We start from the raw sequence: 25,479 nt of genomic DNA, 5'->3' as shown, positions 1-25,479 counted from the left end.
CAGGGATTTTGGTTGCGTTTTCTCACGATTACGACTGTTTCGTATTCTAGTATCTCCCTGTACAGTAGAGGCCTTAGCTTAACGAGCATTCTGTTGCCATTCATGTTCAACAAGGGAATCCACACATGCTGTCCATCCGAGTTTCACGCATAACTGCCGGACTTGGGCTAGCGCTGTTTAGCCTGATGCCAGTCAGCGTTTATGCCCTACCAGAAGGTGTAGTCCAAGGAGCCAGTGTAGAAGGCGTTACCGAATACCGATTAGAAAATGGTCTACGCGTACTATTGGCTGCCGACACCTCCAGACCAAATATCACGGTCAACATGACCTATTTGGTAGGCTCTCGCCAGGAAAACTATGGTCAAACGGGGATGGCCCACTTGTTGGAACACATGCTATTTCGCGGCACCCCTACCTTGCCTAATGCTTTAGCAGAATTCTCCAAACGCGGTTTGGCAGCAAACGGTACCACTTCGGGTGATAGAACCAACTATTACGCGAGCTTCGCCGCTAACGACGATACCTTGAAATGGTATTTGGAATGGCAAGCAGATGTGATGGTGAATGCCACCATTTCCAGAAGCGATCTAGATGCCGAAATGACGGTGGTGCGCAATGAAATGGAACGCGGTGAAAACAGCCCATTCCGTATTCTGATGCAGCAAATGCAAGCCGCTGCCTTCCAATGGCATAACTACGGTAAGTCGACCATTGGCGCACGCTCTGATGTGGAAAACGTGGACGTGGTCCAACTTAAGGCTTTCTACAAAGAATACTATCAACCCGATAACGCCATTTTGATCGTAAGCGGTAAATTCGATACCGATCAAACGCTGGCGCAAATTGCCGAAAGCTTTGGGGCTATTCCCAAACCTACTCGCCAACTACCACCGGAATACACCGTAGAGCCTGTGCAAGATGGCACACGCTCGGTTTCCTTGCGTCGTCAAGGTGGCTCGCCCATTGTAGCGGCTCTGTACCACATTCCAGCAGAAGCTGATCCAGAGTACATCCCTGTCAGTATAGGCGTAGGCATCTTGGGTGATACGCCATCAGGCCGCTTGTACAAAGCGATGGTAGATCAGAATTTAGCCACTAGTGTGTTTGGTTTTACAGCTGGTATGCATGACCCTGGTTACGCCTTGTTTGCGGCTGAACTGCAAGGCGAAATGAACCAAGAGCAAGCTCTGCAAGTCTTGAATCAAACCGTCACCAACGTGCATGAGCAGCCATTCACCGATGAAGAAGTAAACCGTATCCGTAACCAATGGCTGAACGGTTGGTCTAGCGTCTATGCAGACCCTGCACAATTGGCTTCTGCCTTGTCAGAAAATGCCGCCATTGGCGACTGGAGACTGTTCTTCATTAGCCGTGATCGCGTAGAGCAACTGAAAACAGCAGATGTACAAACTGCTATTGAGCGTTGGCTTGTGGCGGATAACCGTACTAACGGCCAATACATTCCTACCGAAGCACCCAAACGCGCCCCCAAAGCCGAGGTCGTAGATATTGAGTCTTTGGTGAGCGATTACAAAGGCAAAGAGCTGGTACAAGAAACGGCCAGCTTTGACATATCACCAGCCAATATCGACGCACAAACTCAACGCCCTGTGCTCACGCTGAACGAAGGCTTAGGCACCGTTGAGCTAGCCTTGCTGCCCAAAGCAACTCGTGGTGATCGCGTTGAGGCTGTATTAAGCCTGCAGTTTGGTGATGCCGAAAGCCTAAAAGGTAAGCGTGCAATAGGCTCTACCGTAGCCAGCTTGCTTCGCTTTGGTACACAGCAACGCGGCCGCCAAGAAATAGCAGACCGTTTTACTGAGCTGCAAGCCGATGTAAGCTTTAGCGGCCACAGCACAGGCATTAACGTTAGCATCTCCACGCTAGGTGAAAACCTGCCTGCTGTCATCAACCTAGTGCTAGAGATTTTGCGTAGTGCCAGTCTACCGGCAGACGAGCTGGAAAAATACAAAACCCAGCTTATCACTGCCTACCAAAATGCGATGACAGAGCCTACAGAGCTAGCCGCTCAGGCACTGACTCAGCATGAAAATGCATGGCCCAAAGACGATATTCGCTATGTGCCTACGCTGCAAGAAAGTCTTGATGAAACCAAAGCACTCTCTCATAAAGACCTGTTGGAGTTTTATGACCAATTCTACGGCACTGGTAATGTACGCTTCAGTGCAGCGGGTAGTTTTAACCCCGAAATAGTTCAACAAGCACTGATAGAGGGACTGAATCAGTGGAAAGCCTCACCAGCCTATGTACGCCCTGAGAACCCCTACCACGAAGTGGAAGCCGAAGAGTTTTTGATTAACACCCCGGACAAAGCCAACGCATTCTACATGGCCAAACAAAACATGCCATTGCAAGACACAGATGCAGATTTCCCTGCCCTGTACCTTGCCAATTACATGTTGGGGCAGTCTGAGACTTCCAGATTGTGGAACCGAGTACGTGTGCAAGATGGCTTGTCTTACGATGTGCGTAGCATGTTGAATACCTCATCCTACGAGCCTAATGCTAATTGGATTTTCTACGCCATACATGCACCTGAGAACTCTGGCAAAGTCGCCGCCGCCATTCAGGAAGAAATCCAAAAAGTTCTGCAAGATGGCTTTACCGAGGAAGAAGTAACGCAAGCGGTAGATGCTATGCTGAAATACCGTGAGCTATCACGCAGCCGCGATGCTATCTTGGCCAACACATGGTCTAGATACTTGGATCAAAACCGCAGCTTTGCATGGTCTGCTGAAATTGATGAAGCGCTGAAAAAACTGGATGCTAAACAGGTGAATGACACGCTGAGAAAGTATCTAGATCCTAAAAAACTCAGCATTGCTATTGCGGCGGATCAAAGTAAGCAACAAGCTACGAGCGATACAGCACCTACTGCTATTGCTCCAACTGAAGCGCCAGAGGATCTACCTCAATCAGTAGAAAGCACCGCACCACAAAGTGATGCCAAAGCAGCCAGTGATCCGCAGCCAGCCATTGATGCAGCCCCCGCTGCCAGCGAGTCACACACCTCCAGTGCTGCCGAGCCAGCGACTGTAAGCACAGAACCACCTGTAGCGAGCAGTGCTCAAGCTACAGTAGCCAATGACTTGCAAACAGCCAGTACTACTGAACCTACAACAGCAGGAGAAGCCCACATAGCGAACAGCGTCGAACCTGCCACGGCCAGTAGGGAGCCTGTAGCAGCTAGTGATGACCTTGTAGCAAGTCGCACCGAGCCTGCTACTGCTACTGCTACTGCTACTGCTACTGCTACCACTGCCACTGCCACTGCCACTGCCACTGCCACTGCCACTGAAAAGCAGTCTACAACCAACGCTGTAGAGCCAGCAGCCAGCAAACCCGTGGTAGCAGATCATGCTGTTGCTCCTAGCTCCGCCCCCACAGTGGATGCGACGCAGACTAATGATCAAGAAGAAGCTCAGGTCGCTAGCAACCCATAATGACCTGACATATCCATACCCCCAGTCTGCCACGCCGTAGACTGGGGGTATTTTTTTAACATGCCACACTAGATTGTTTACGCAGTTGTACTGTTCCCGTCACAGCCATTATCAGCACTGCTGCCCCTGCCCACCACAACACAGCAATACCAGCACTGGCACCGGCCTCATCAACTAAACGCCCCGACCAGCTTGCCCCTAGTGCTACACCACTGTTAAGCCCAGCCAATAGCCATGTCATGCCTTCGGTAATTTGCGAGGCAGTTAAGCTACGCTCCACTAACGACATTGCCACAATCATAGTGGGAGCAAAACACAGCCCTGCCACCATGACTGTCGCGCTTAACCCCAACACGCTGTCTACCCATAAAAAGGGCAAAGTACTCGCTGCAATGGCTATGCCACCCCACGCCAACTGCGTAGACAAAGGTGTAGCAAAGGACCGTGCCCCAAACACCAAACCCGCCACACACGAACCCACTGCATAGGCAGACAACACCACGCTGGCTGCGGCAGGTTGACCTTGTTGTTCGGCAAAGGCCACACTCAAAATATCTACTGTCCCCACCATTACCCCCATCGCTACCATCAGCAGCGTTAATAGCGGCACAACAGGTGTGGATAACAACAGAGATCGTCTTGCGATGTTATTCAACGCCACTACCTTAGGCTCTGTAGCCTGCTGCCGTATCAGCGCTGTTGCACCCAATATCAGCATCAGCAACGCCAACAACACCCCCGCTTGTGCAAACAGCAAAACACTCAGCCCCACCGACAGCGGTGGCCCCACAATAAAGCTCAACTCATCCAACACTGTTTCCAATGAGTAAGCCGTTTGCAAGGAGGATTGCCCTGCTAAGCGTGCCGTCCACCTGGCACGTATTAAGGCAGATACGCTAGGCATGAATCCCAGTAGCACTGCCCCTACAAACAACACGCTATCGTGCAAGGGCCACCATGTACCTGCTACCAGCACCACGCCACCGCTCACACATAAAGCCGTAATACGTGGCAATACATAACCCTGCCCTTTGCTATCTACCCAACGCGAAGTCTGTGGCGATAACATCGCATAAGCCAGTACAAAGGTCGCAGAGACAGCGCCCGCCAACGCATAACTATCTCGCCACTGCACTAGCAAGGTGATGATGCCTATACCCATCATGGGCAAGGCTAATCGGGCCACTAACCCGGCCCATACAAACGCCCTCACTTCGGGGCTATTGAGTAGTGTTTTGTACTGTGCGTACACCGACATTCTCCTGATTCTCCAGTTCCTACTAGCATTAACATACACATCGTATGTATAAATCTTATATACATACGTAATGCATGTAAATAAAAAAGAGAATGCCATAGAGCACATCATGGCTCGCTCACCACAGTATGGCTATACCAAGGTATAGCCACACCACCTCTTAGTTTGATCAGTACATACACACGTAGTCTGGTTTACGCGCGCTAGGCATCGCATAATACTTTCTGTCTATTTCTTAGCTGAATCAGGCATGAAGCCACCTACAACGCATTCATCCTATTGTCTTAATAACCATGGCAGAAACAACGCCATGCGGTTCCCCCTGCCGAACTAAACACACGGCGCTGATGAGCCGCTGCCTGTTGTGTCATGGCAGAGGTCTCATCCATGACTTTCTTTGCTTTTGCTCTCTCACGTGTAGCGCCCAAACCGGCTGCTCAAACACGTACATTGCGCGCGCAAAGTGAAGCCCCACAGACCTTACACACCACCTTGAAAAATGTAGGCGCACACCCACACGGTTTATTGCTTGCTGACGTAACAGAGCGTCAGCAACGGGACGGTTTAAATGTCATTGCGCACGAGCAAACACCCTCGGCACTGCGACAGTTTTTGAGCACCTTTAAAAACCCATTTATTGTGGTGCTGTTGGTATTAGCGAGTATTAGTGCCATCACAGATATTTGGTTGCCCTGGCAAGCCGGCCATGCCGCTGCGCCTGCCAGCATGATCATTATTTTGACCATGGTATTAGCCAGTGCGGTAATGCGCTTTATTCAGGAATACCGCTCTACCCGTGCTGCGGCAGCATTAAAAGCCATGGTACGTACCACCGCCACGGTGACACGCCGCAGTGTTGTGCAAGCCAGGCCACACACACAGGAATTACCTATAGAGCAATTGGTAGAAGGCGACTTAATTAGCTTACGGGCTGGCGACATGATTCCTGCCGATGTACGGCTAATAGAGTCACGTGATTTGTTTGTTAGCCAAGCCATGCTAACGGGTGAATCTATACCTGTAGAAAAGCAGCATACGCCGCAGCCTTTTGCGACCGATGCGAACACCCTATTGGATACCCCAAACATTGGTTTTATGGGCACTAACGTCGTCAGCGGCACCGCCACAGCCGTAGTGCTCGCCACAGGCAAACGCAGTTATTTTGGATCGCTTGCGCATTCCATTGTAGGCACCCGCTCACAAACTGCTTTTGACCGTGGCGTGAACAGCGTGAGCTGGTTGTTGATACGTTTTATGCTGGTCATGGTGCCTTTGGTCTTTGTCATCAATGGCGTGAGCAAAGGGGATTGGGTAGAGGCCTTTGTGTTTGCCTTGGCGGTAGCGGTGGGGCTTACCCCTGAAATGCTGCCCATGATTGTGAGCGCCAATTTGGCCAAAGGCGCACTAGCCATGGCCAAACGTAAGGTAGTAGTTAAACGCTTAAATGCTATCCAGAACTTTGGTGCCATGGATGTATTGTGTACGGATAAAACCGGCACACTCACCCAAGACAAAGTGATCTTGGCTAAACACGTCAGTACCACCGGTGTTAATGATGCCACCGTGCTGCAACTGGCCTGGTTAAACAGCCACAACCAAAGTGGTGTACCTAACCTCATCGATCAAGCCGTACTACGTTTTGCAGAAGCTTCCCCTAAACATCTAGACGCACTACAACAATGGCAAAAGGTAGATGAGATGCCTTTTGACTTTGTACGTAGACGATTATCGGTAGTCGTTGCCAACGCTTCGGGCGCACACCAATTGATTTGCAAAGGTGCAGTAGAAGAGATGCTGGCGGTATCTACCCATATCGTGCATGAGCAACAAACCATTGCACTTACCGATGCTCGCCGCATTAGCTTACTGACAATGGCCCGCGCCTACCACCAAGACGGTTTTAGGGTGGTGGTCATTGCCACTCGAGACATTACGGATGAGCAACGCGGTGAGCAATACAGCACTAACGATGAACACAGTTTAGTCATACGCGGTCTGTTGATTTTTCTAGACCCACCCAAGGACAGTGCCAACGCAGCCATGCAAGCGTTACACGCTCATGGGGTAAGCATCAAAGTGCTAACAGGCGATAACGACATCATCACAGGTCGTATTTGTAAAGAAGTAGGCTTGTCCCCTGGTGTGGCCTTGATGGGCAGTGAAATTGATTTGTTAGACGATGTAGCACTGCGCCAAAAAGTAGAAGAGCGCACCGTGTTTGCCAAACTTACACCGTTGCAAAAGTCGCGCATACTCAAAGCCCTACAAGCCAATGGTCATACCGTAGGCTTTTTAGGAGACGGAATTAACGATGCCCCAGCCCTACGCGAGGCCGATGTAGGCATTTCGGTAGACAGTGCCGCTGATATTGCCAAAGAGTCAGCCGACATTATTTTGCTGGAAAAAAGTTTATTGGTATTAGAGGAAGGCGTTATCAAAGGTAGAGAGACCTTTGGCAACATACTCAAGTACCTAAACATGACAGCCAGCTCTAACTTTGGCAACGTATTGTCGGTATTGATCGCCAGTGCTTTCATCCCGTTTTTACCCATGCTGGCCATACAACTGCTGATACAAAACCTGTTGTACGACCTGTCGCAGCTCTCGCTGCCATGGGACAAAATGGATAAAGAGTTTTTAGCCAAACCGCGTAAATGGGATGCTCGCAATACCGGCCGGTTTATGTTGTTCATGGGGCCTACATCATCCATTTTCGACTTACTTACCTACGCCGTATTGTGGTTTATCTTTGCGGCGAACAGCCCTTCGGCACAAGCGCTGTTTCAGTCGGGCTGGTTTATTGAAGGCTTACTGTCGCAAACACTGGTAGTACATATGTTGCGCACCCAAAAAGTGCCGTTCCTGCAAAGTACGGCCACCTTACCAGTGTTGCTCATGACAGGCAGCATTATGGCTTTAGGCCTGTATCTGCCCTTCTCCCCATTGGGGCCTATGTTGGGGCTAGAAGCATTGCCATGGGAATACTTCCCGTGGTTAGTGGGCATTTTGTTCAGTTATTGCCTGACAGCCCAACTGATGAAAACGCTTTACATACGCCGCTTTGGCCGTTGGTTCTAACCTTACTCTAGGAGATTTCTATGGACGATGACCCGGGATCGATGTGTTGTCTATGCGTTGAGACACACCCTCTTCACCCTTTTTCTACACACTGGTTCCCACACTAAGCAACGCATAGTGGGAACCTCAACACATTGGAGGCTCCCATGTTCCGTATCGCTTTTTCTGGTGTCCACCACTCCCTGACTCGCCGCTTTACTGCACTGCATACACACCGCCTGTACTTTTCTGTTGTGGCGCTGTATCTGGTGTCGCTCTTTGGATTGCTGGCCTTGTCATGGGCAACCCAAGCCGCTACCGTGGACACAGCCAACAACGCAGCACAACACTCTGACACAACTCAGACATCCAAACGTGCTAGCGTCACACAGGCTTCATAAACATATTAATGACCTCGTTGGTTCTTAGTCTTGGAGGATTCGCATTATGGATTTTCACGATCTGTCTTCTGTTGCCATCAACCTGTTCGGTGCTTTAGTACTGGGCGGGCTAGTAGGGTTTGAGCGGCAATGGCACCAGCGTCAGGCCGGACTACGAACCAACACCTTGGTGGCATTAGGTGCTGCCACCTTTGTAATTTTTGCAGGGCTATTTCCTGGTGAAGCTAGCCCTACCCGTATTGCCGCACAAGTGGTGTCTGGCATAGGCTTTTTAGGTGCCGGGATTATTTTTAAAGAAGGCATGAACGTACGCGGTCTGAATACCGCTGCCACCTTATGGTGCTCGGCTGCCATTGGTGTATTGTGTGGTGCAGGCTATATATTCCACGCCACCATTGCCGCTTTTTTCATTATCGGAGTGAACGGCTTGCTGCGCCCTCTGGTGCGTTTAATTGAGCGCCAAGCCATCAGCAACACTGACATCACCAACAGCTACAGCATCACCTTGGTGTGCTACAGCGAAGCCGAGGCGCATGTGCGTGCCCTACTGCTGCGAGATCTAGGGCAAAACATTCACATCCAAGAGTTGGAAAGCACCGACATCGAGGACACCAACCGCGTAGAAGTAAATGCGTTGGTACGTGCTGAAGACAAACAAGATAGATTGGTAGAGCAAGTCATTGGTAGGCTGAGTTTGGAGCCAATGGTAACATCGGTACGCTGGCGTACAGTTTCTGATCACGAAGATTAACGACGCCATTTTGCTCACCAAGGACACACCATGACGGGTAGCCTGAACTTTCGCCGTATTCTAGGCGGCCTTACTATTGCGGTAGTAATGGCCGCAATTTTCATTGCTGATACCGTCACGGATTATGCGATTGCATTCGCTGTTTTCTACTGTGCGGTACTACTCGCCGCCACGAACTTATACAGTGTACGTACTGTCAGTTGGTTATCGGCAGCCTGCATCACCCTAACCATTGTGAGCTTTTATCTCACCAACGACGGCGAGTATGAAATAGGCCTGTTAAATACCGCCATCAGTTTGGTGGCGATTGGCATCACCTCGTTACTGGGCATCAAAATCATGGCAGCCCGCACGGCAGCAGAGGTCTCGCAAGCACGGCTACAACAGCTCTCTCGCATCACCAGCTTAGGTGAGATGGCCGCTTCTATTGCTCACGAGGTGAACCAACCGCTAGGGGCGATTATCGCCAGCAGTAATGCTTGCCAACGTTGGCTTAACTTTGAACCGCCGAATATGGAAAAAGCACGCTTGGCCATTGAACGCATTATCGCCGATGCCAACCGTGCCAGTGCTGTCATCACTCGCATACGCGCCCTTACCCGAGGCGAAGCTCCACAAGCCAGCCTATTCGATATGAATCAGGCCATTGTAGAAGTGGTGCAGTTTTCGCGTAACGAATTAGACCGCCATAATATTTCGCTGAAACTTAGCTTGGCGGAAAACCTGCCTAAGGTATTCGCCGACCGCATACAATTACAGCAAGTTCTAGGTAACCTGCTGAATAACGCCATTGAAAGCATACGTCAGAATTCGCGCAACCCACACCGTGAAATAGAATTCACCACTCAAGTGGATGAACAAGGCGCGTTGTTGGTGGGGATTACCGACTCCGGCAAAGGCTTCAGTAACGATGCGCTAGAACATATGTTTGATGCATTCTGGACTGAAAAGGAAACTGGTGTGGGCTTGGGGCTAGCCATTAGCCGCACCATCATGGAGGCCAATCAAGGGCGTATTTGGGCCTCCCACCGTCCTGAAGGCGGTGCCCGTTTTCAATTTATTCTTCCCCTGAATCACTCTGTTGCCAGCTCATGACGTCTACTCAAACCACCGATACCTCCAACACCTTGGTCTACATTATTGATGATGACCCATCCATGCGCGCCGCACTGGACGACCTGCTGGCATCGGTAGGCTTGAACACTCGTACCTATAGTTCGGTGCAAGAGTTTCTGGATCAAGGCGTGGAAGACTCCCCTGGCTGTTTAATTCTGGATATACGTATGCCAGGCCAAAGCGGCATGGACTTCCATAGACACATGGCCCAATACGGTATTCAACTGCCTACTATTTTTATCACTGGTCACGGCGATATCGCGCTGGGTGTAGAGGCCATGAAAAATGGAGCAATAGAATTCCTCACCAAGCCTTTCCGCGACCAAGACCTACTGGATGCCATCCAATTAGGGCTGCAAAAAGACACGCAACGTCGACAAGAAGAAGCACAAATCACCGTGCTGCGTGATCGCTGGAATAAGCTCACCACGGGTGAACAATCCGTCATGCGCTTAGTGGTACAAGGCTTGCTGAACAAGCAAATTGCCAGCCAATTGCATGTGAGTGAAATCACCGTCAAAGTACGTCGCGGGCAAGTAATGCGCACCATGGAGGCTGGCTCACTGGCTGAACTGGTACGCATGGCAGATAGGCTGCAATTGCAGCCCTAAGTCTTGTTGATGGGTTGGCGCTGATGGCATAGGGGCTTAGTTACAATGCCTACATCGCCTAACGCGTATAGACGCCATACCTATCAGTAGTCGTAAAAAAACCGGTGTACGCCTAAACGTCACCGGTTTTTTTGTGTGAGACACACTTAGGAGAAGAAGTTCTTCACCTTGTCTGTCCACGACTCGCTTTTGGGAGAGTGTTTGTCACCACCTGATTTCAGCGCTTCTTCGAATTGACGCAGAATTTTCTTCTGCTCTTCACTCAAGCGCACAGGTGTTTCTACCTGAATGTGGCAGTACAAATCGCCGGGATAGCTAGAACGCACTCCCTTAATCCCTTTGCCACGCAAACGGAAAGTTTTTCCAGTTTGAGTGCCTTCAGGAATAGAGATCTCGCCTCGGCCTGTTAGGGTAGGCACTTCCACTTCACCACCCAGTGCTGCTGTCGTGAATGGAATGGTCAAGCTGCAGTGCAGGTCATCGCCGTCACGCTGGAAAATACCATGCGGTTTAAGCTGAATTTCCACATACAAGTCACCGGCTGGGCCACCGTTCACACCAGGCTCACCGTTACCCATAGAGCGAATGCTCATGCCGTCATCAATACCGGCAGGAATCTTCACTTGCAGTGTTTTCTCTACACGTTTGCGGCCTTCACCATGACATGCGGTACAAGGATCTTTGATCTCTTTACCTGAACCATGACATGTAGGGCAGGTTTGCTGCACGCTAAAGAAGCCTTGCTGCATGCGTACGGCACCCGAGCCACCACATGTACCACATGTAGTAGGTGAGCTGCCTGGCTTCGCACCAGAACCGTCACAAACCGAACAATTTTCCCAGCTAGGTACTCGGATTTCCGTGTCAAAACCTTTGGCTGCCTGCTCTAGGCTGATTTCCAACGAGTACCGTAAATCTGCACCACGGTAGACTTGTGGTCCACCTTGGCCACGGCGTCCCGCGCCACCAAAGATTTCACCAAAGATATCGCCCAGGTCACCAAACCCACCAAAACCTCCGCCACCACCCATGCCGCCCATACCGGCAGCACTAGGATCCACACCAGCATGGCCATAGCGGTCGTAAGCTTCACGTTTCTGCTCATCGCTCAGAATTTCGTAAGCCTCTTTTGCTTCCTTGAACTTCTCTTCGGCCTCTTTGCTGTCAGGATTACGATCCGGGTGGTACTTCATTGCCATCTTGCGATAGGCTTTGCGGATCTCATCCTGGCTCGCATTTTTGGCGAGACCCAGTATTTCGTATAAATCGCGTTTTGCCATTTTGACTGTCAGGCTAGTAAAAGCCTTTTCATGGAAAAAAGGATGCCCGGAGCCCACACATAAGGTTGGCTACCGGGCCTGTCAGTGCACAGTCACTGGATTACTGATCGCGCTTCACTTCTTTGAAGTCAGCGTCAACCACGTTTTCATCCGCGGGTTTAGCACCGTCTTCGCCTGCTTGCTGTGCAGCGGCCTGAGCCTGCATATCAGCATACATTTTCTCGCCCAGTTTCTGCGATGCAGTGCTCAATGCTTCGACTTTGGCATCGATGGCTTCTTTGTCGCCATCTTTCAATGCACCTTCTAGCTCGGCGATAGCAGCCTCAATGGCTTCTTTCTCGCTAGCTTCCAGTTTGTCACCGTACTCTTCCAACGATTTACGTGTAGAGTGCACCAGTGCTTCACCGTTGTTGCGTGTTGTAGCCAGTTCAGCCAAACGACGATCTTCCTCGGCGTGAGCCTCGGCGTCTTGCATCATGCGCTGTACTTCTTCATCGCTCAAACCAGAGTTGGCTTTGATGGTAACTTTGTTCTCTTTACCTGTGCCTTTGTCTTTGGCGGAAACGTGCAAAATACCGTTTGCGTCAATGTCGAAAGTCACTTCGATCTGTGGCATACCACGTTGTGCTGGTGGGATACCTTCCAGATTGAACTCACCCAACGCTTTGTTACCCGCAGCGATTTCACGCTCACCTTGGAAAACCTTAATGGTTACCGCAGGCTGGTTGTCATCGGCTGTGGAGAACACTTGCGAGTGACGAGTAGGAATCGTGGTGTTCTTCTGAATCATTTTGGTCATCACACCACCCAGGGTTTCAATACCCAAGGACAGCGGTGTAACGTCCAACAACAATACGTCAGAACGATCGCCAGACAATACAGAACCTTGAATTGCTGCACCAGCGGCAACAGCTTCGTCAGGGTTCACGTCACGACGTGGATCACGACCAAAGAACTCTTTCACACGTTCTTGCACTTTAGGCATACGTGTCATACCACCAACCAAGATCACATCGTCGATCTCGGACACTTTCACGCCTGCATCTTTGATAGCAATGCGGCAAGGTTCGATAGAACGCTCGATCAGATCTTCAACCAACGCTTCCAATTTGGCGCGTGTGATTTTCAGGTTCAAGTGTTTAGGACCGGAAGCATCTGCTGTGATGTACGGCAGGTTGATTTCAGTCTGTTGTGTAGACGACAGTTCGATCTTGGCTTTTTCTGCGGACTCTTTCAGACGTTGCAGTGCCAATACATCTTTGGACAGGTCTACGCCACTTTCTTTCTTGAACTCTTCGATGATGTAGTCAATGATACGTTGGTCAAAGTCTTCACCACCCAAGAAGGTGTCACCGTTGGTGGACAGCACTTCAAACTGTTTCTCACCGTCGATGTCAGCAATTTCGATGATAGATACGTCAAACGTACCACCACCCAAGTCATACACAGCGATTTTACGGTCGCCGTCGGAAGCCTTATCCAAACCAAACGCCAATGCCGCAGCAGTAGGTTCGTTGATGATACGTTTTACTTCCAGACCAGCGATACGGCCGGCATCTTTAGTTGCTTGACGCTGGCTGTCGTTGAAGTACGCAGGCACAGTGATCACAGCTTCGGTCACTTCATGACCCAAGTAGTCTTCAGCTGTTTTCTTCATTTTGCGCAGGGTGTCAGCAGAAACTTGCTGAGGAGCCAACGCTTTGCCTTGGGCTTCAACCCATGCATCACCGTTATCCGCCTTAACGATTTTGTAAGGCATCAACGAGATATCTTTCTGTACCGCTTTTTCGTCGAATTTACGACCAATCAAACGCTTCACAGCAAACAATGTGTTCTGTGGGTTTGTTACTGCTTGACGCTTAGCAGGTGCACCTACCAGTACTTCACCATCAGGCATGTAAGCAACGATGGAAGGGGTGGTACGAGTACCTTCTGCGTTTTCAATAATTTTGACCTGGTCACCGTCCATTACGGCAACACAACTGTTGGTTGTACCAAGGTCAATACCAATAATCTTGCTCATATTTTTGATTTACCTTGCAAAAATCAGCGTACCCAACTTAGGGATACGACTCAGTTATTACTATGATTTACAGATGGGGACTCGCTAAACATTTTCAAGCCCCCATAACAAAATAATTTAGGCTGGCGCTTGTCCGGAGGACACCATCACCAATGCAGGGCGCAATACGCGATCGGCCAACACATACCCTTTTTGCAATGCCATTGCGACAGTACCTTCGGCTTGATCGGAGGGAACTGTAGAAATTGCTTGATGCAGATGTGGGTCGAATTTATCGCCTGCTTGTGGCGCTACTTCTTTAAGCTGGTTGCGTGTGAACGCGTTATCCAACTGACGCAGCGTGGTTTCTACACCTTCACGGAAGGCTTCAATCGTTTGTTCTTCTTGTGCTAGCGCAGCTTCCAAACTATCACGTACTGGCAGCAGGCTTTCAGCAAAAGACTCTGTACCAAACTTACGGGCTTTAGATACTTCTTCATCCGCACGACGGCGAATGTTTTCCATTTCGGCTTTAGCGCGCAGCAACTGGTCGTAGTACTGAGCTACTTTAGCCTGAGCTTCTTCCAACTGCTGATCCAGTCCAGACTCGACAAGCGATTCTGCTGCCACATCAATGGACTCGTTTTCAGGTTGGTTGTCTTCAGGAATCTGGTTTTCGTTCTGGTCTGTTGATGCAGACATAATGGATCTCCACGGCAAAAAAACATCACTGTTTTTCATATGGGGATCACACACCCCATATTCAAGAGATCCATGGTTATTTTTACATTTAGCTTATGCGAGCCAGCCTGCAGCGTGTTCGCGAACCAATTGCGCTAAACCATCTACCCACTCTGCATCATCGTTCAAGCAAGGAATATAGGCGAAATCTTGCCCGCCCTCTTCTAGGAACGCATCACGGCACATGAGTTTGATTTCTTCCAGTGTTTCCAAACAATCCGCTAAAAACCCAGGGCACACCACATGCACGTTTTTCACCCCTTCCTTAGCCCACTGACGCAACAGCGGTTCGGTGTAGGGTTCTAACCAACGTTCGGCCCCAAAACGACTTTGGAAGGCAGCCTGCACTGGCACTCCAGTGGTTTCCAACTCACGGCGTAATGCTGCCGTGGTCAACATGCACTCGCGGTGGTACGGATCGCCCTTTTCTGCACAACGACGTGGCAAACCATGAAAGCTCAGCAGCAAACGCTCTGGTTTGCCCTGCGCTTCCCAGTAGGTAGTAATGGATTTTGCTAACGGCTTTATGTACGCAGGATGATCACAATAACTACGTATAAAACGTAGCTCAGGCTGATTACGCATTTTCGCGGCATAACGCGTTACAGCATCTACCGCCGTGGCTGTGGTACTTGCCGCATACTGTGGATACAACGGCACCACCAAGATGCGCTCACAACCCTGTGCACGCAGTTTATCTACAGCTCTTTCTACGGACGGGTTGCCATAACGCATCGCCAGTTCTACTTTGACGTGTTGGCCAGTTGGGTCCAGACGTTGCTGCAACCCATCTGCTTGGCGCTGGCTATACACCAACAGCGGAGCCCCTTCAGGCATCCAGATCATTTGGTATTTTTCCACCAACTTACGTGGTCTGAATGGCAAGATTGCCCCACGTAAAATCAATTGCCACACGGGCTTTGGAATCTCAATCACACGCGGATCCGACAAAAACTCTTTGAGGTAACGTCGTATGGATCCGGCATCGGGTTGATCCGGAGTACCCAGATTCATCACAACTATGCCTACTGGCGTAGCTGGACGACTGGCAATGTGGGCATCCAACAAAGATGGATCCGATGGTTCAGGCAAATAGGTAGTTAACAGCATATGTACGCCCTATGCGCCGCACTGAACCCTCTAGTGCAGCGCCATTCTGGTCAATTGTTCTGGTTACAGCTCAAGGCATTGGACAATAACTTGGCGGTGATGTCCACGATAGGAATCACCTTGTCGTAAGCCATACGTGAGGGACCAATCACCCCCAAGGTGCCTACCACCTCGCCATCCACACCATAAGGCGCTGTCACCATGGAAACGTCGTCTAAAGGCAACAACGTGGAGTCACCACCAATATAAATTTGTACGCCATGCGCATGACTGGATGCATCCAATAAATGCAGCAATTCAGTTTTCTTTTCAAACAGCTGGAACAGGCGGCGTAAACGGCTTAAGTCGTCCGTCATTTCGCTCACGTCCAAGAGCTTACTTTCGCCGAAAATCACCACATCCTCTTCAATGTCGGACTCAGCCGTACTAGCTGCTACCGCTGCCTGCATCAACTTGGAAATGTCTACTTGCAAGCTGGACAGCTCGTCTGCTAGCGACTCACGCACTACAGAAAACGATTTGCCTGAAAAGTGCTGATTAAAGAAATTGCTAGCTTCGGTAAGCTCTTCTTCGCGATACTCTCGTGACATGAACAAAATACGGTTTTGCACATCACCGTCGGGCGATACCATGATTAGTAGCACCCGTTTTCCCGAAAGACGAATGAACTCAATATGTTTGAAAGTTTGAGCACGACGCGGCACCATCACCACACCAGCAAACTGCGACAAATTAGACAACAACGCTGCGGCTGATGACACCGCACGCGCCGGCTCTTCCATAGGTAAACGTAGTTGTAAGGGCTCGATGTGAGGCACCTCGAACTGCGGTACTGCCAAGAGCCTATCCACAAACATACGGTACCCTTGAGGCGTTGGTATACGCCCCGCCGATGTATGCGGACTATGAATGAGCCCTAAGTCTTCCAGATCAGCCATCACGTTGCGTATGGTGGCTGGTGACAAGTCAAAAAGCCTAGATAGGGTACGTGACCCAACCGGCTGACCGTCAGCTATGTAACGCTCAATTAATAGCGTCAATAATGCACTTGATCTATCGTCCAGATATTTTGCCATGCTTATTTCATACACTCACATCAGGATCAAACTGCAGCATCAATGCCCTAAACCCTTACACAATTCTATAATCCAGTAATTCAGATTATCCTATTCCTATTCCATCATAAGGCAATTTACCTCATGCATTTCAAAACGGTCGCCCTCGTGGGTCGCTATCATGACTCGGGACTTGATGCCCCGCTGCGAGCCGTTGCCCACACGCTGAAGCAAGCGGGTTGCTCGGTCATTATAGAAAGCGACACAGCGCGCTACACCGGTATACAGGATATCCCCTGTGTCAGTTTTGACGAAATTGGCCAACAAGCTGATCTCGCTATCATCGTGGGCGGTGACGGCACGATGCTGGGTGCCGCACGTCAATTGGCACACAGTGGCGTCCCCTTGATTGGGATTAACCACGGGCGACTAGGTTTCATCACCGACATACCCTTGCCACACGCTCACGAAGCGCTCACCAGTGTCATCAACGGTCAGTACGAAACTGAACACCGCAGCCTGCTGGAAGGCCGCATCATACGCGATGGTGAAACATTGGTTTCTGGCATCGCGCTCAATGATATCGTAATTAACCGTGCTGGTCGTGGTGGCATGATTGAGCTGCGTGTAGAGCTGGATGGTGTGTTTATGCACCGCCAACGTGCTGACGGTATTGTCGTAGCCACACCAACCGGTTCCACTGCCTACGCACTGGCCGCCAATGGCCCTATTCTGTACCCCACACTCAATGCCTTCTTGCTGGTACCTGTAGCGCCACAAACACTGTCTAATCGCCCTGTAGTAGTGCCTGACAGCAGCACATTGAGTTTAACGATTACCGCATTGGGCAGAGTCGAATCGGGTGCCAGCGTTCACTTTGACATGCAAGCGTGGTCTGACTGCCAACCTGGCGACTGTGTAGAGATTCGCCGCGCTCAGAAAACAGTTTGTTTTATTCACCCCACCGGCTACAGTTTCTTTTCTACTTTGCGTCAGAAATTGGACTGGAACCGTATCCCACAACCCAACGACGCCAACGAATAATCCCTGCTTATGCTGCGATCCCTGCATATACGTGATTTTGTCATTGTGGATGAAGCCCTCATCGATTTCGAAGGCGGCTTCACCGTTTTTTCTGGTGAAACAGGTGCCGGGAAATCCATACTTATAGATGCGTTATCGCTGCTGCTTGGTGCGCGCGGTGACACTCGCGTCATACGCGAAGGATGTGAGAAAACCGATCTCAGTGCGCACTTTGATCTGGATGACGACATTCGGGAATGGCTGAAAAATAACGATTTGGAAGACGGCGAAGATTTACTGCTACGCCGTGTCATCGACGCCCAAGGACGCAGCCGCGCCTACATCAACGGTACTGCTGCCACGTTGGGACAACTGCGTGAAGTGGGTGAGCACCTAGTCGACATTCATGGCCAACATGCTCATCAAAGTCTGCTCAAAAGTGCGAATCAATATGCTTTATTAGATTCCCAAGGCGGGCACCTAGAACTTTCCAAGCAAGTCGCTACAGCATGGAATACTTGGCAATCATTGCAGCAACGCTTGCGCCAAGCTCAAGAACAATCTGCTGGCCTGCAAGCCGAACGCGAAAAACTGCAATGGCAATATGATGAGCTGCAAACCTTAGCATTACAGCCAGGTGAGTGGGAACAAACCGGTGTAGAGCATCAGCGTTTAGCACACGCTCAATCGCTTCTAGATGGTGCAACGCGTGCCTTAAATCTACTGGATGGTGAAGACCAAGCCGCACAACGTGCCTTGTTCTCAGCCACTCAAGAAATCACCAAGTTGCTGCACCATGACCCTGCCGCATTGCAGCCTATTCTGGACACCTTAGAATCCGCACGTATTGCGAGTTCTGAAGCCATTTCAGATTTGAACAGCTATGTCAGCGCGGTAGAGCTAGACCCTGATCGTTTGTCAGTACTAGAAGAGCGTATGGCAGACATTTTCAGCATGGCACGCAAATACCGCTGCGAACCTGAAGAGCTGCTGGCGCTGTTTGAGTCTATTACCCAACAACTAGAACAACTGACCGAAGATGCCGACTTAGAACAGTTGGAAGCTAAAGTCGCCCAAGCCAAAGCCAACTACGACACGATAGCCACTCAACTTAGTGCAGCGCGAGCGCGCACCAGCAAACAGTTGAGCCAGCAAGTCAGCCAAGCCATGCAGGAGCTTTCCATGCAAGGTGGCCAATTTGCCGTAGAACTCAGTGCATGCAAACCCTCCGCACATGGCAATGAACAAGTGGAGTTTCTCGTAGCGGGTCATGCCGGTGTACGCCCCGCTCCCTTAGCTAAAGTCGCGTCTGGTGGTGAGCTAGCAAGGATATCACTCGCCTTGGCCGTAATTGCGAGCCAAGCCGCTCAAGTACCTACCTTAATTTTTGACGAGGTAGATACCGGCATTGGTGGCGCTGTCGCCGAAGTCGTAGGTAAGTTGCTACGCGAATTGGGACAACGCCATCAAGTACTGTGCGTGACTCACTTACCTCAAGTGGCAGCTCAAGGCCAACACCACTTACAGGTCAGCAAGCGCAGCCAAGACGGTCAAACCCGTTCACACATACAAGCGCTGGACAGCAACGCTCGTGTGGAAGAAATTTCGCGCATGTTAGGCGGTATAGCCATCACCGATACCACACGCCAGCACGCTAAAGAGATGCTATCTCGCCCATAAGAAAACGGCTTGCGCATTACTGTGCAAGCCGTTTTTCATATTACTTATGGTACTGACTACCGCAGCTTAGCGAGGCATGCCTCGGCCAGTCGCGCGACCAGTGCTGGTGCAATCGTTGCACAAGCCATACAACACCATGGTGTGGCTTTCCAACTCGAAACCTAACTTATCAGCAATTTTGTGCTGACGTTTTTCAATTTCAGGATCAGAGAACTCAACCACTTTGGCACAATTGGTGCAAATAAAGTGATCGTGGTGATCCCCATCGTTCAATTCAAATACCGCTTTACCGCCATCAAACTGACTGCGTGCCAAAATACCAGCTTGCTCGAATTGAGTCAGCACACGATACACGGTGGCCAAGCCAATATCCACATCATCAGCAATCAGTAAACGGTACACATCTTCTGCGCTTAAGTGGCGCAGTTCTTGGGTATCGTCGTTGCGGCGAAAAATATCAAGAATCTTGAGGCGTGGGAATGTCGCCTTAAGCCCCATGCTTTTCAGTTCGTTTTGATCGTTCATAGCTAAAATTAATATCTGAAAGGGGGAAGGGTTCGTGGCCCATCTGGCAACTAGCACCGACGGATTCCGAGATGAATTACATCGTAGCATAATGCACGGATGTCCTACCTCATATCCCTTATAATAACGATTTTATTTAACAAGAGCACGGTAAGCTGATGAAAGCAAAAAACTACTCTTCTGTCCTACGCACCGGCGCAGCCATGTGTTTTACCGCACTATTACTGAGCGCTTGCGGCGGCACAAAGTGGGGATTTCCTTACAAAGCAGACATTCAGCAAGGTAACTGGATTACCTCTGAGCAGGTAGAGCAACTGCGCGTCGGCATGACCCGTGAGCAAGTACGTTACGTACTAGGCACCCCTACTCTGCAAGATATCTTCCACTCTGACCGTTGGGATTACCCTTACTACAACAAACCTGGCTACGGCGACGTACAGAAACGTTTGTTTACCGTTTGGTTTGATGGCAACACCTTGGTACGTTGGGATGGTGATCACCAACCTAACCACGAACCATTCCAAAACCCAGCCACAATGGGGCCAGATACACCTAGCGCTATTAAGCAAGACGTAGATGAAGCCCCATTAGAGGCAGAAAACCCCAATGTGACAGACGGCTACCGTAGCCCTGATCAATAATTTCTGGAATTTGTATGCGTATCGCCATTGCTGGGGCAAGCGGCCGTATGGGCCGCATGCTGATTGAAGCTGTACTGAACAGCAACGACCTCACTCTTACTGTTGCCTTAGACCACGCTGGTTCTAGCTCCATCGGCCAAGACGCTGGTGCTTTTTTGGGTCAGAACACGGGGGTGCTAATTAGCGACAACCTAGATCAGTTGGCAAATGCTGACTGCCTGATTGACTTCACGCGCCCTGAAGGCACCTTGGCACACTTGGATGCATGCGTACGTCACAACACTCAGTGCGTGATTGGCACTACCGGTTTTTCTGAGGAAGAAAAAGCCCGTATCCAACAAGCCGCCGAAAAAGTTGCCGTCATGTTTGCGCCCAACATGAGCGTAGGTGTGAACGCCACACTGAAACTATTGGAAGTTGCCGCAAAAATGCTGCAAAGCGGTTTTGACGTAGAAGTGTTTGAAGCCCACCACCGCCATAAAGTAGATGCGCCATCAGGCACTGCATTGGCAATGGGTGAAGCCGTTGCTAAGGCGTGGGACAAACCGCTAGACGAGATCGCCGACTGGGCACGCCATGGTCACACTGGTGCGCGCAAAGAAGGCAATATTGGTTTCTCGGTAGTACGTGGTGGCGACATCATTGGCGATCACACCGTATTTTTCTGCGGTGAAGGTGAGCGTATTGAAATTTCTCACCGTGCTAGCAACCGTACTATTTATGCGCAAGGCAGCCTGCGCGCCGCCCGCTTTTTGAAAGGCAAAACACAAGGCCTATTCAACATGCAGGACGTATTAGCAGGCTAATTGCCTAGGTTAGGCGTACAGCACTGGCTCTTGTTCCAGCTGTACGCCAAACTTCTGCTGCACATCACTCTGAATCTGCTGCGCTAGGTTCAACACATCTTCCAGCACCGCTCCGCCACAGTTAGTCATCACTAACGCCTGACGTGGATGCATAGCTACTGCGCCTGCTTCGCGCCCTTTCCAACCAGCTTGATCAATCAACCACCCAGCTGCCAGCTTATAGCGGCCATCGGCTTGCGCATAAGCCACCACATTAGGATGCTGTGTACGCAGTACAGCGTACTGCTCAGCCTGAACCACTGGATTCTTGAAGAAACTACCAGCATTGCCCACTTTAGCGGGGTCAGGCAACTTGGTACGGCGCACCTCGCACACCGCATCAAAAACAGCCTGCGCAGTAGGAGCAGATTGGAGTGAGACATGATCACGCAAATCGGGATACTGCAACAATGGCTGCCACTGTCTGGGCAATCTAAAGCGCACCGCAACAATCAGCCATGTGCCCGGCTGAGCGCGTTTAAACATACTGTCTCGATACGAGAACTCGCACTCTTCTGCACTAAACTCGTACAGTGCACCCTCTAGCAAATTCCATGCCAATACGCTGTGCACGCGCTGCTCTAGCTCTAGACCATAGGCCCCAATATTTTGTACCGGTGCCGCGCCTACTGTGCCAGGAATCAAAGCCAAGTTTTCTAAACCATACCAACCCTGCTCTAAGGTGTAGGCCACAAAGTCGTGCCACACCTCACCCGCGCCAGCTTCCACCAACCAGAAATTCTCGTGCTCACACAATAAACGTATACCTTTGTTGGCCACTTGAATGGTCAGCCCAGGCAAATCGGGATGCATAATGACGTTGCTGCCACCACCTAATACACGATGCTGCGCATACTCTTTGATGGCTGCACTCAACGCCGACAACTGAGACACCTGCTCAAACCTAAACAGCGTCTGCGCCACACAAGGCAGTCCAAAGGTATTACAACGGGATAGATCTTGGTTATTCAACATAGTTAGGTGTGTTTGCTTGTCACGTCAGCAGAGGAAGTACAACCTTGAGTATAAAGCAGGTACTGTCCCCACTTCGCTGCATAGCAGGCCTTACACACATTTATTTCAAATCATTTCTCAAAATTGCTTGACACTATTGGGCAAAAACAGCTATATTCACTTTCTCGCTTGATTGAACACCAAACAATTAAGCAGCCAAACAAACAGCAATGTATGCGTGGCAGTGATTAGAAAAGTCGTTTCGAAGTTCCAGCAAGATACTTGCAAAACAAAAGAAACCAACTTATAATTCTAATCTTTCCTGAGAAGGAAAATATGCGGGAATAGCTCAGTTGGTAGAGCGCAACCTTGCCAAGGTTGAGGTCGCGAGTTCGAGCCTCGTTTCCCGCTCCAAATTCTTTAAAGAGCCCAAGCCATTGTTTGGGCTTTTTATATCAGCTAAGTTAGCGCTAGTTAAAACCTGAAAACAGGCAACAGTGTTAGCAAAGCAGGCAACGCTTAAATGCGGGAATAGCTCAGTTGGTAGAGCGCAACCTTGCCAAGGTTGAGGTCGCGAGTTCGAGCCTCGTTTCCCGCTCCAAATTAAAAAAGCCCAAACTTCGGTTTGGGCTTTTTTTCGTCTCTCGCTCTCCTCTAGCACACACCTCCTTGAAAGAACCTACATCTATTCATGTAGGCCTCACCCTCTTTCACCTTCTGCACTTCCCTTATTCCCCATCTCTTATACACAACAATTCTTTAGAAAATAAGAAGATACAAGGGTTTCTACCATTGTTCAGCATCTTGTCAGTATGCGGTAATTAAAAAGTTACAACCTAAAGCAATTGCCGCCCCCTCTAGTCGTACACACTTCACTTTCTTTGCGTCGTTCTCAAAAAACCACGTCATCGCTACATAGTGACGTCATTCATCACTCTAGGAGGAGACAGTATGAGTGCCATCGTACTAGTAGTTATAGGCTTAGGAGCCATGTTTCTAGGCTATGTGTTTTACTCGCGTTTTATTGCAGAAAAAATCTACAAATTAGACGATAGCAGGCCAACCCCAGCGCATGAGTTTGAGGATGGTATCGATTTTGTGCCCACTAACAAGTTTGTATTATGGGGACACCATTTCACTTCCGTTGCTGGCGCTGCGCCAATTGTTGGCCCAGCTATTGCCGTAATTTGGGGGTGGCTACCTGCTTTTCTGTGGGTCACATTTGGGACAATTTTCTTTGCTGGCATTCACGACTTCGGCGCAATTTGGGCAAGTATTCGCAACCGAGCCAAATCCGTCGGTGCACTGACCGGAGACGTAGTAGGTAAACGGGCACGCTCCATTTTCATGATCGTGATCTTCCTCGTGCTACTCATGGTGAATGCCGTATTCGGTGTGGTTATTGCCGGTTTACTGATTAACAACCCCGGTTCTGTTGTTCCCGTTTGGGGAGCTATCGCCGTTGCCTTTGTGATTGGACAAGCGATTTATCGCTTTAAGCTGAATTTAGCGATTGTGTCCTTCATAGGTGTATGTGCGTTGTACTGGCTAATTTACATAGGCCCAAGCGTTCCCGTCACGCTGCCGGAACAGGTCATGGGCTTAGGTCCCAGTGCCGTATGGATTCTACTGCTCTTTGCTTATGCGGCCATTGCCTCACTGTTACCCGTATGGATGCTCTTGCAGCCAAGAGACTACATTAACGGTTTACAGCTTTTTGTGGGTCTAGCCCTACTCTATGTCGCAGTGCTGTTTAGCAACCCCACAATGGTTGCACCTATGATCAACTCCGATGTACCGGCTGGTACGCCATCCTTAATCCCCCTCTTATTTGTCACCATTGCATGCGGTGCAATTTCTGGCTTCCACGGCCTAGTATCATCGGGCACAACCTCCAAACAGCTAGACCGTGAACGCGATGGCAGGTTTGTGGGCTATTTCGGTGCTATTGGAGAAGGTGCGTTGGCCTTGGCAGCTATAGTCGCCGCATCGGCTGGTTTTGCTTCTTTGGCTGAATGGAAAGCCATCTATCACTCCTTTGGTCAAGGTGGCGTAAATGCCTTTGTACAAGGTGGAGCTAATATTCTTAGTGCCGGTATAGGTATCAGTCCTGAAATTTCAGCCACTATGCTCACAGTAATGGCAGCTCTGTTTGCTGGCACTACGATGGATACTGGTCTGCGCTTACAGCGCTATATTTTCCAAGAATGGGGCGAAATCTATAACATCAAATGGATGGGCAAAGCTCTACCCGCTACCTTCCTCTCTGTATTCACATGTTTGATTCTGGCCTTTGGCGCAGGTGGCGCTAGCGGCTCAGGTGGCTTGATTATCTGGCCATTGTTTGGCACCACAAACCAGCTACTTGCCGGGCTAACATTGTTAGTCATTGCCGTCATGTTGGTACGCCAAAAGTCCCCCTCCATCTATGTGACTGCACCACTCTCTTTCGTGTTGGTCATGACCTTAGCAGCGCTATTAATACAGCTACGCGATTTCTATCTCAAAGAAAACTGGTTCTTGTTTTCTCTGGATCTAATCGTGTTAGTTGCTGCCATTCTGGTGACGCTAGAGTGTGTGTCTGTACTACGTAAAGAGAAGCGTGTGGCGGCCGCTACCCCCTCTTAACTTCTACCCTTACTTACTGCCCCGTTTCTCATAACGGGGCAGTACAAAGGATGGCGATGAAAGAGTCATTTACCCGGTTAACTCACTGGTGCAAACAAGCTAGTGCTTTAGGCGAAACATATTACAACGCGCCATATCGCGCTGCTATTGCTCGCGCCAAACGTGAAGAAGACGACTTATTTATGTTGTTAGTGTTTTCTGAAATGATGGGCGTCCCCAACCCTGCATCGTGGTACACGCTAGAATTGCAACCCCTGTTATTGCAGCGCTTTCACGATTGGCATACCCGAATGGGTATGGAACGCTCTCCCCTTGATCATTTCCGCTGCTGTTGAGT

19 protein-coding genes, 2 tRNA genes and 1 pseudogene are annotated in these 25,479 nt (G+C 50.0%); 14 read left to right on the top strand and 8 right to left on the bottom strand.

Annotated features, from left to right (window positions below):
* Positions 1-125: 125 nt before the first annotated feature.
* Positions 126-2,879 (top strand): annotated as a pseudogene (locus ACLO87_RS04110) (M16 family metallopeptidase); the annotation flags it as partial.
* 640 nt (positions 2,880-3,519) lie between these two features.
* Here the strand turns inward: ACLO87_RS04110 and ACLO87_RS04105 are convergent.
* Positions 3,520-4,722 (bottom strand): MFS transporter, encoded by a 1,203-nt coding sequence (locus tag ACLO87_RS04105; protein ID WP_430222856.1) that lies wholly within the window; start codon positions 4,720-4,722, stop codon positions 3,520-3,522.
* Between the two features lie 387 nt (positions 4,723-5,109).
* On the opposite strand from ACLO87_RS04105, the gene mgtA reads away from it, so the two are divergent.
* The 5 genes from mgtA (at position 5,110) to ACLO87_RS04080 (ending at position 10,658) form a co-directional block, all read left to right on the top strand.
* Positions 5,110-7,800, top strand: coding sequence for a magnesium-translocating P-type ATPase (gene mgtA, locus ACLO87_RS04100; RefSeq protein WP_430222855.1), 2,691 nt, complete (start codon positions 5,110-5,112; stop codon positions 7,798-7,800).
* A 146-nt stretch (positions 7,801-7,946) separates the two neighbouring features.
* Entirely contained in the window at positions 7,947-8,180 is a 234-nt protein-coding gene (locus tag ACLO87_RS04095; RefSeq protein ID WP_135865145.1) for a hypothetical protein, read from the top strand.
* A gap of 46 nt (positions 8,181-8,226) precedes the next feature.
* On the top strand, positions 8,227-8,931 hold the full coding sequence (locus ACLO87_RS04090) for an MgtC/SapB family protein (RefSeq protein ID WP_135865143.1): 705 nt from the start codon (positions 8,227-8,229) through the stop codon (positions 8,929-8,931).
* Positions 8,932-8,961: 30 nt separating this feature from the next.
* Entirely contained in the window at positions 8,962-10,026 is a 1,065-nt protein-coding gene (locus ACLO87_RS04085; RefSeq protein ID WP_135865141.1) for a sensor histidine kinase, read from the top strand.
* Entirely contained in the window at positions 10,023-10,658 is a 636-nt protein-coding gene (locus ACLO87_RS04080) for a response regulator transcription factor (protein ID WP_430222854.1), read from the top strand. Before ACLO87_RS04085 ends, ACLO87_RS04080 begins: the two co-directional genes overlap by 4 nt.
* Positions 10,659-10,804: 146 nt before the next feature.
* Here the strand turns inward: ACLO87_RS04080 and dnaJ are convergent, their stop codons facing one another.
* The 5 genes from dnaJ to hrcA all read right to left on the bottom strand — a co-directional run bounded on the left by dnaJ (position 10,805) and on the right by hrcA (position 16,855).
* Entirely contained in the window at positions 10,805-11,938 is a 1,134-nt protein-coding gene (gene dnaJ / locus ACLO87_RS04075) for a molecular chaperone DnaJ (protein WP_135865139.1), read from the bottom strand.
* A gap of 100 nt (positions 11,939-12,038) precedes the next feature.
* Entirely contained in the window at positions 12,039-13,961 is a 1,923-nt protein-coding gene (dnaK, locus tag ACLO87_RS04070; RefSeq protein WP_135865138.1) for a molecular chaperone DnaK, read from the bottom strand.
* Between the two features lie 117 nt (positions 13,962-14,078).
* Complete coding sequence (gene grpE / locus ACLO87_RS04065; protein WP_135865137.1) at positions 14,079-14,642, bottom strand: nucleotide exchange factor GrpE; 564 nt, start codon at positions 14,640-14,642, stop codon at positions 14,079-14,081.
* Between the two features lie 93 nt (positions 14,643-14,735).
* The gene (hemH, locus tag ACLO87_RS04060) at positions 14,736-15,791 is read right to left on the bottom strand and encodes a ferrochelatase (protein ID WP_430222853.1); all 1,056 of its coding nucleotides are present in this window, start codon (positions 15,789-15,791) and stop codon (positions 14,736-14,738) included.
* 50 nt (positions 15,792-15,841) lie between these two features.
* Positions 15,842-16,855 (bottom strand): heat-inducible transcriptional repressor HrcA, encoded by a 1,014-nt coding sequence (gene hrcA, locus ACLO87_RS04055; protein WP_430223720.1) that lies wholly within the window; start codon positions 16,853-16,855, stop codon positions 15,842-15,844.
* A gap of 135 nt (positions 16,856-16,990) precedes the next feature.
* Here hrcA and ACLO87_RS04050 point away from each other — a divergent pair, with 135 nt between their 5' ends.
* Complete coding sequence (locus ACLO87_RS04050; RefSeq protein ID WP_135865637.1) at positions 16,991-17,890, top strand: NAD kinase; 900 nt, start codon at positions 16,991-16,993, stop codon at positions 17,888-17,890.
* 9 nt (positions 17,891-17,899) lie between these two features.
* Positions 17,900-19,549, top strand: coding sequence for a DNA repair protein RecN (gene recN / locus ACLO87_RS04045; protein WP_430222852.1), 1,650 nt, complete (start codon positions 17,900-17,902; stop codon positions 19,547-19,549).
* Positions 19,550-19,615: 66 nt separating this feature from the next.
* Here the strand turns inward: recN and fur are convergent, their stop codons facing one another.
* Positions 19,616-20,074, bottom strand: a complete 459-nt coding sequence (gene fur, locus ACLO87_RS04040) for a ferric iron uptake transcriptional regulator (RefSeq protein ID WP_135865641.1) — start codon at positions 20,072-20,074, stop codon at positions 19,616-19,618.
* Positions 20,075-20,232: 158 nt separating this feature from the next.
* Between fur and ACLO87_RS04035 the strand changes: the two genes are divergently transcribed.
* Positions 20,233-20,715: an outer membrane protein assembly factor BamE gene (locus ACLO87_RS04035; RefSeq protein WP_135865642.1), complete on the top strand. Its 483-nt coding sequence runs from the start codon at positions 20,233-20,235 to the stop codon at positions 20,713-20,715.
* 14 nt (positions 20,716-20,729) lie between these two features.
* The gene (dapB, locus tag ACLO87_RS04030) at positions 20,730-21,521 is read left to right on the top strand and encodes a 4-hydroxy-tetrahydrodipicolinate reductase (protein ID WP_135865644.1); all 792 of its coding nucleotides are present in this window, start codon (positions 20,730-20,732) and stop codon (positions 21,519-21,521) included.
* A gap of 9 nt (positions 21,522-21,530) precedes the next feature.
* Here dapB and murB read toward each other — a convergent pair whose 3' ends face one another.
* The gene (gene murB, locus ACLO87_RS04025; RefSeq protein WP_430222851.1) at positions 21,531-22,535 is read right to left on the bottom strand and encodes a UDP-N-acetylmuramate dehydrogenase; all 1,005 of its coding nucleotides are present in this window, start codon (positions 22,533-22,535) and stop codon (positions 21,531-21,533) included.
* Positions 22,536-22,852: 317 nt separating this feature from the next.
* Here murB and ACLO87_RS04020 point away from each other — a divergent pair.
* The 4 genes from ACLO87_RS04020 to ACLO87_RS04005 all read left to right on the top strand — a co-directional run bounded on the left by ACLO87_RS04020 (position 22,853) and on the right by ACLO87_RS04005 (position 25,477).
* Positions 22,853-22,928 (top strand) — tRNA-Gly (locus ACLO87_RS04020).
* A 111-nt stretch (positions 22,929-23,039) separates the two neighbouring features.
* Positions 23,040-23,115, top strand: a tRNA-Gly gene (locus ACLO87_RS04015).
* Positions 23,116-23,465: 350 nt separating this feature from the next.
* Positions 23,466-25,142 carry a carbon starvation CstA family protein gene (locus ACLO87_RS04010; protein ID WP_135862717.1) on the top strand — a complete coding sequence of 559 codons (1,677 nt, stop codon included), beginning with the start codon at positions 23,466-23,468 and terminating at the stop codon, positions 25,140-25,142.
* A 56-nt stretch (positions 25,143-25,198) separates the two neighbouring features.
* On the top strand, positions 25,199-25,477 hold the full coding sequence (locus tag ACLO87_RS04005) for a cory-CC-star protein (RefSeq protein WP_135862719.1): 279 nt from the start codon (positions 25,199-25,201) through the stop codon (positions 25,475-25,477).
* Positions 25,478-25,479 lie beyond the last annotated feature (2 nt).

It is taken from the genome of Paenalcaligenes sp. Me52 (assembly GCF_050487965.1).
Lineage (GTDB): Bacteria > Pseudomonadota > Gammaproteobacteria > Burkholderiales > Burkholderiaceae_B > Paenalcaligenes.
This window is presented reverse-complemented; position numbering and strand designations above follow the sequence as displayed.

Excerpts from the sequence above, each read along its gene's own strand:
- ACLO87_RS04105 (WP_430222856.1), bottom strand. The coding sequence starts at position 4,722 with ATGTCGGTGTACGCACAGTACAAAACACTACTCAATAGCCCCGAAGTG.
- mgtA (WP_430222855.1), top strand. The coding sequence starts at position 5,110 with ATGACTTTCTTTGCTTTTGCTCTCTCACGTGTAGCGCCCAAACCGGCT.
- ACLO87_RS04095 (WP_135865145.1), top strand. The coding sequence starts at position 7,947 with ATGTTCCGTATCGCTTTTTCTGGTGTCCACCACTCCCTGACTCGCCGC.
- ACLO87_RS04090 (WP_135865143.1), top strand. The coding sequence starts at position 8,227 with ATGGATTTTCACGATCTGTCTTCTGTTGCCATCAACCTGTTCGGTGCT.
- ACLO87_RS04085 (WP_135865141.1), top strand. The coding sequence starts at position 8,962 with ATGACGGGTAGCCTGAACTTTCGCCGTATTCTAGGCGGCCTTACTATT.
- ACLO87_RS04080 (WP_430222854.1), top strand. The coding sequence starts at position 10,023 with ATGACGTCTACTCAAACCACCGATACCTCCAACACCTTGGTCTACATT.
- dnaJ (WP_135865139.1), bottom strand. The coding sequence starts at position 11,938 with ATGGCAAAACGCGATTTATACGAAATACTGGGTCTCGCCAAAAATGCG.
- dnaK (WP_135865138.1), bottom strand. The coding sequence starts at position 13,961 with ATGAGCAAGATTATTGGTATTGACCTTGGTACAACCAACAGTTGTGTT.
- grpE (WP_135865137.1), bottom strand. The coding sequence starts at position 14,642 with ATGTCTGCATCAACAGACCAGAACGAAAACCAGATTCCTGAAGACAAC.
- hemH (WP_430222853.1), bottom strand. The coding sequence starts at position 15,791 with ATGCTGTTAACTACCTATTTGCCTGAACCATCGGATCCATCTTTGTTG.
- ACLO87_RS04050 (WP_135865637.1), top strand. The coding sequence starts at position 16,991 with ATGCATTTCAAAACGGTCGCCCTCGTGGGTCGCTATCATGACTCGGGA.
- recN (WP_430222852.1), top strand. The coding sequence starts at position 17,900 with ATGCTGCGATCCCTGCATATACGTGATTTTGTCATTGTGGATGAAGCC.
- fur (WP_135865641.1), bottom strand. The coding sequence starts at position 20,074 with ATGAACGATCAAAACGAACTGAAAAGCATGGGGCTTAAGGCGACATTC.
- ACLO87_RS04035 (WP_135865642.1), top strand. The coding sequence starts at position 20,233 with ATGAAAGCAAAAAACTACTCTTCTGTCCTACGCACCGGCGCAGCCATG.
- dapB (WP_135865644.1), top strand. The coding sequence starts at position 20,730 with ATGCGTATCGCCATTGCTGGGGCAAGCGGCCGTATGGGCCGCATGCTG.
- murB (WP_430222851.1), bottom strand. The coding sequence starts at position 22,535 with ATGTTGAATAACCAAGATCTATCCCGTTGTAATACCTTTGGACTGCCT.
- ACLO87_RS04010 (WP_135862717.1), top strand. The coding sequence starts at position 23,466 with ATGAGTGCCATCGTACTAGTAGTTATAGGCTTAGGAGCCATGTTTCTA.
- ACLO87_RS04005 (WP_135862719.1), top strand. The coding sequence starts at position 25,199 with ATGAAAGAGTCATTTACCCGGTTAACTCACTGGTGCAAACAAGCTAGT.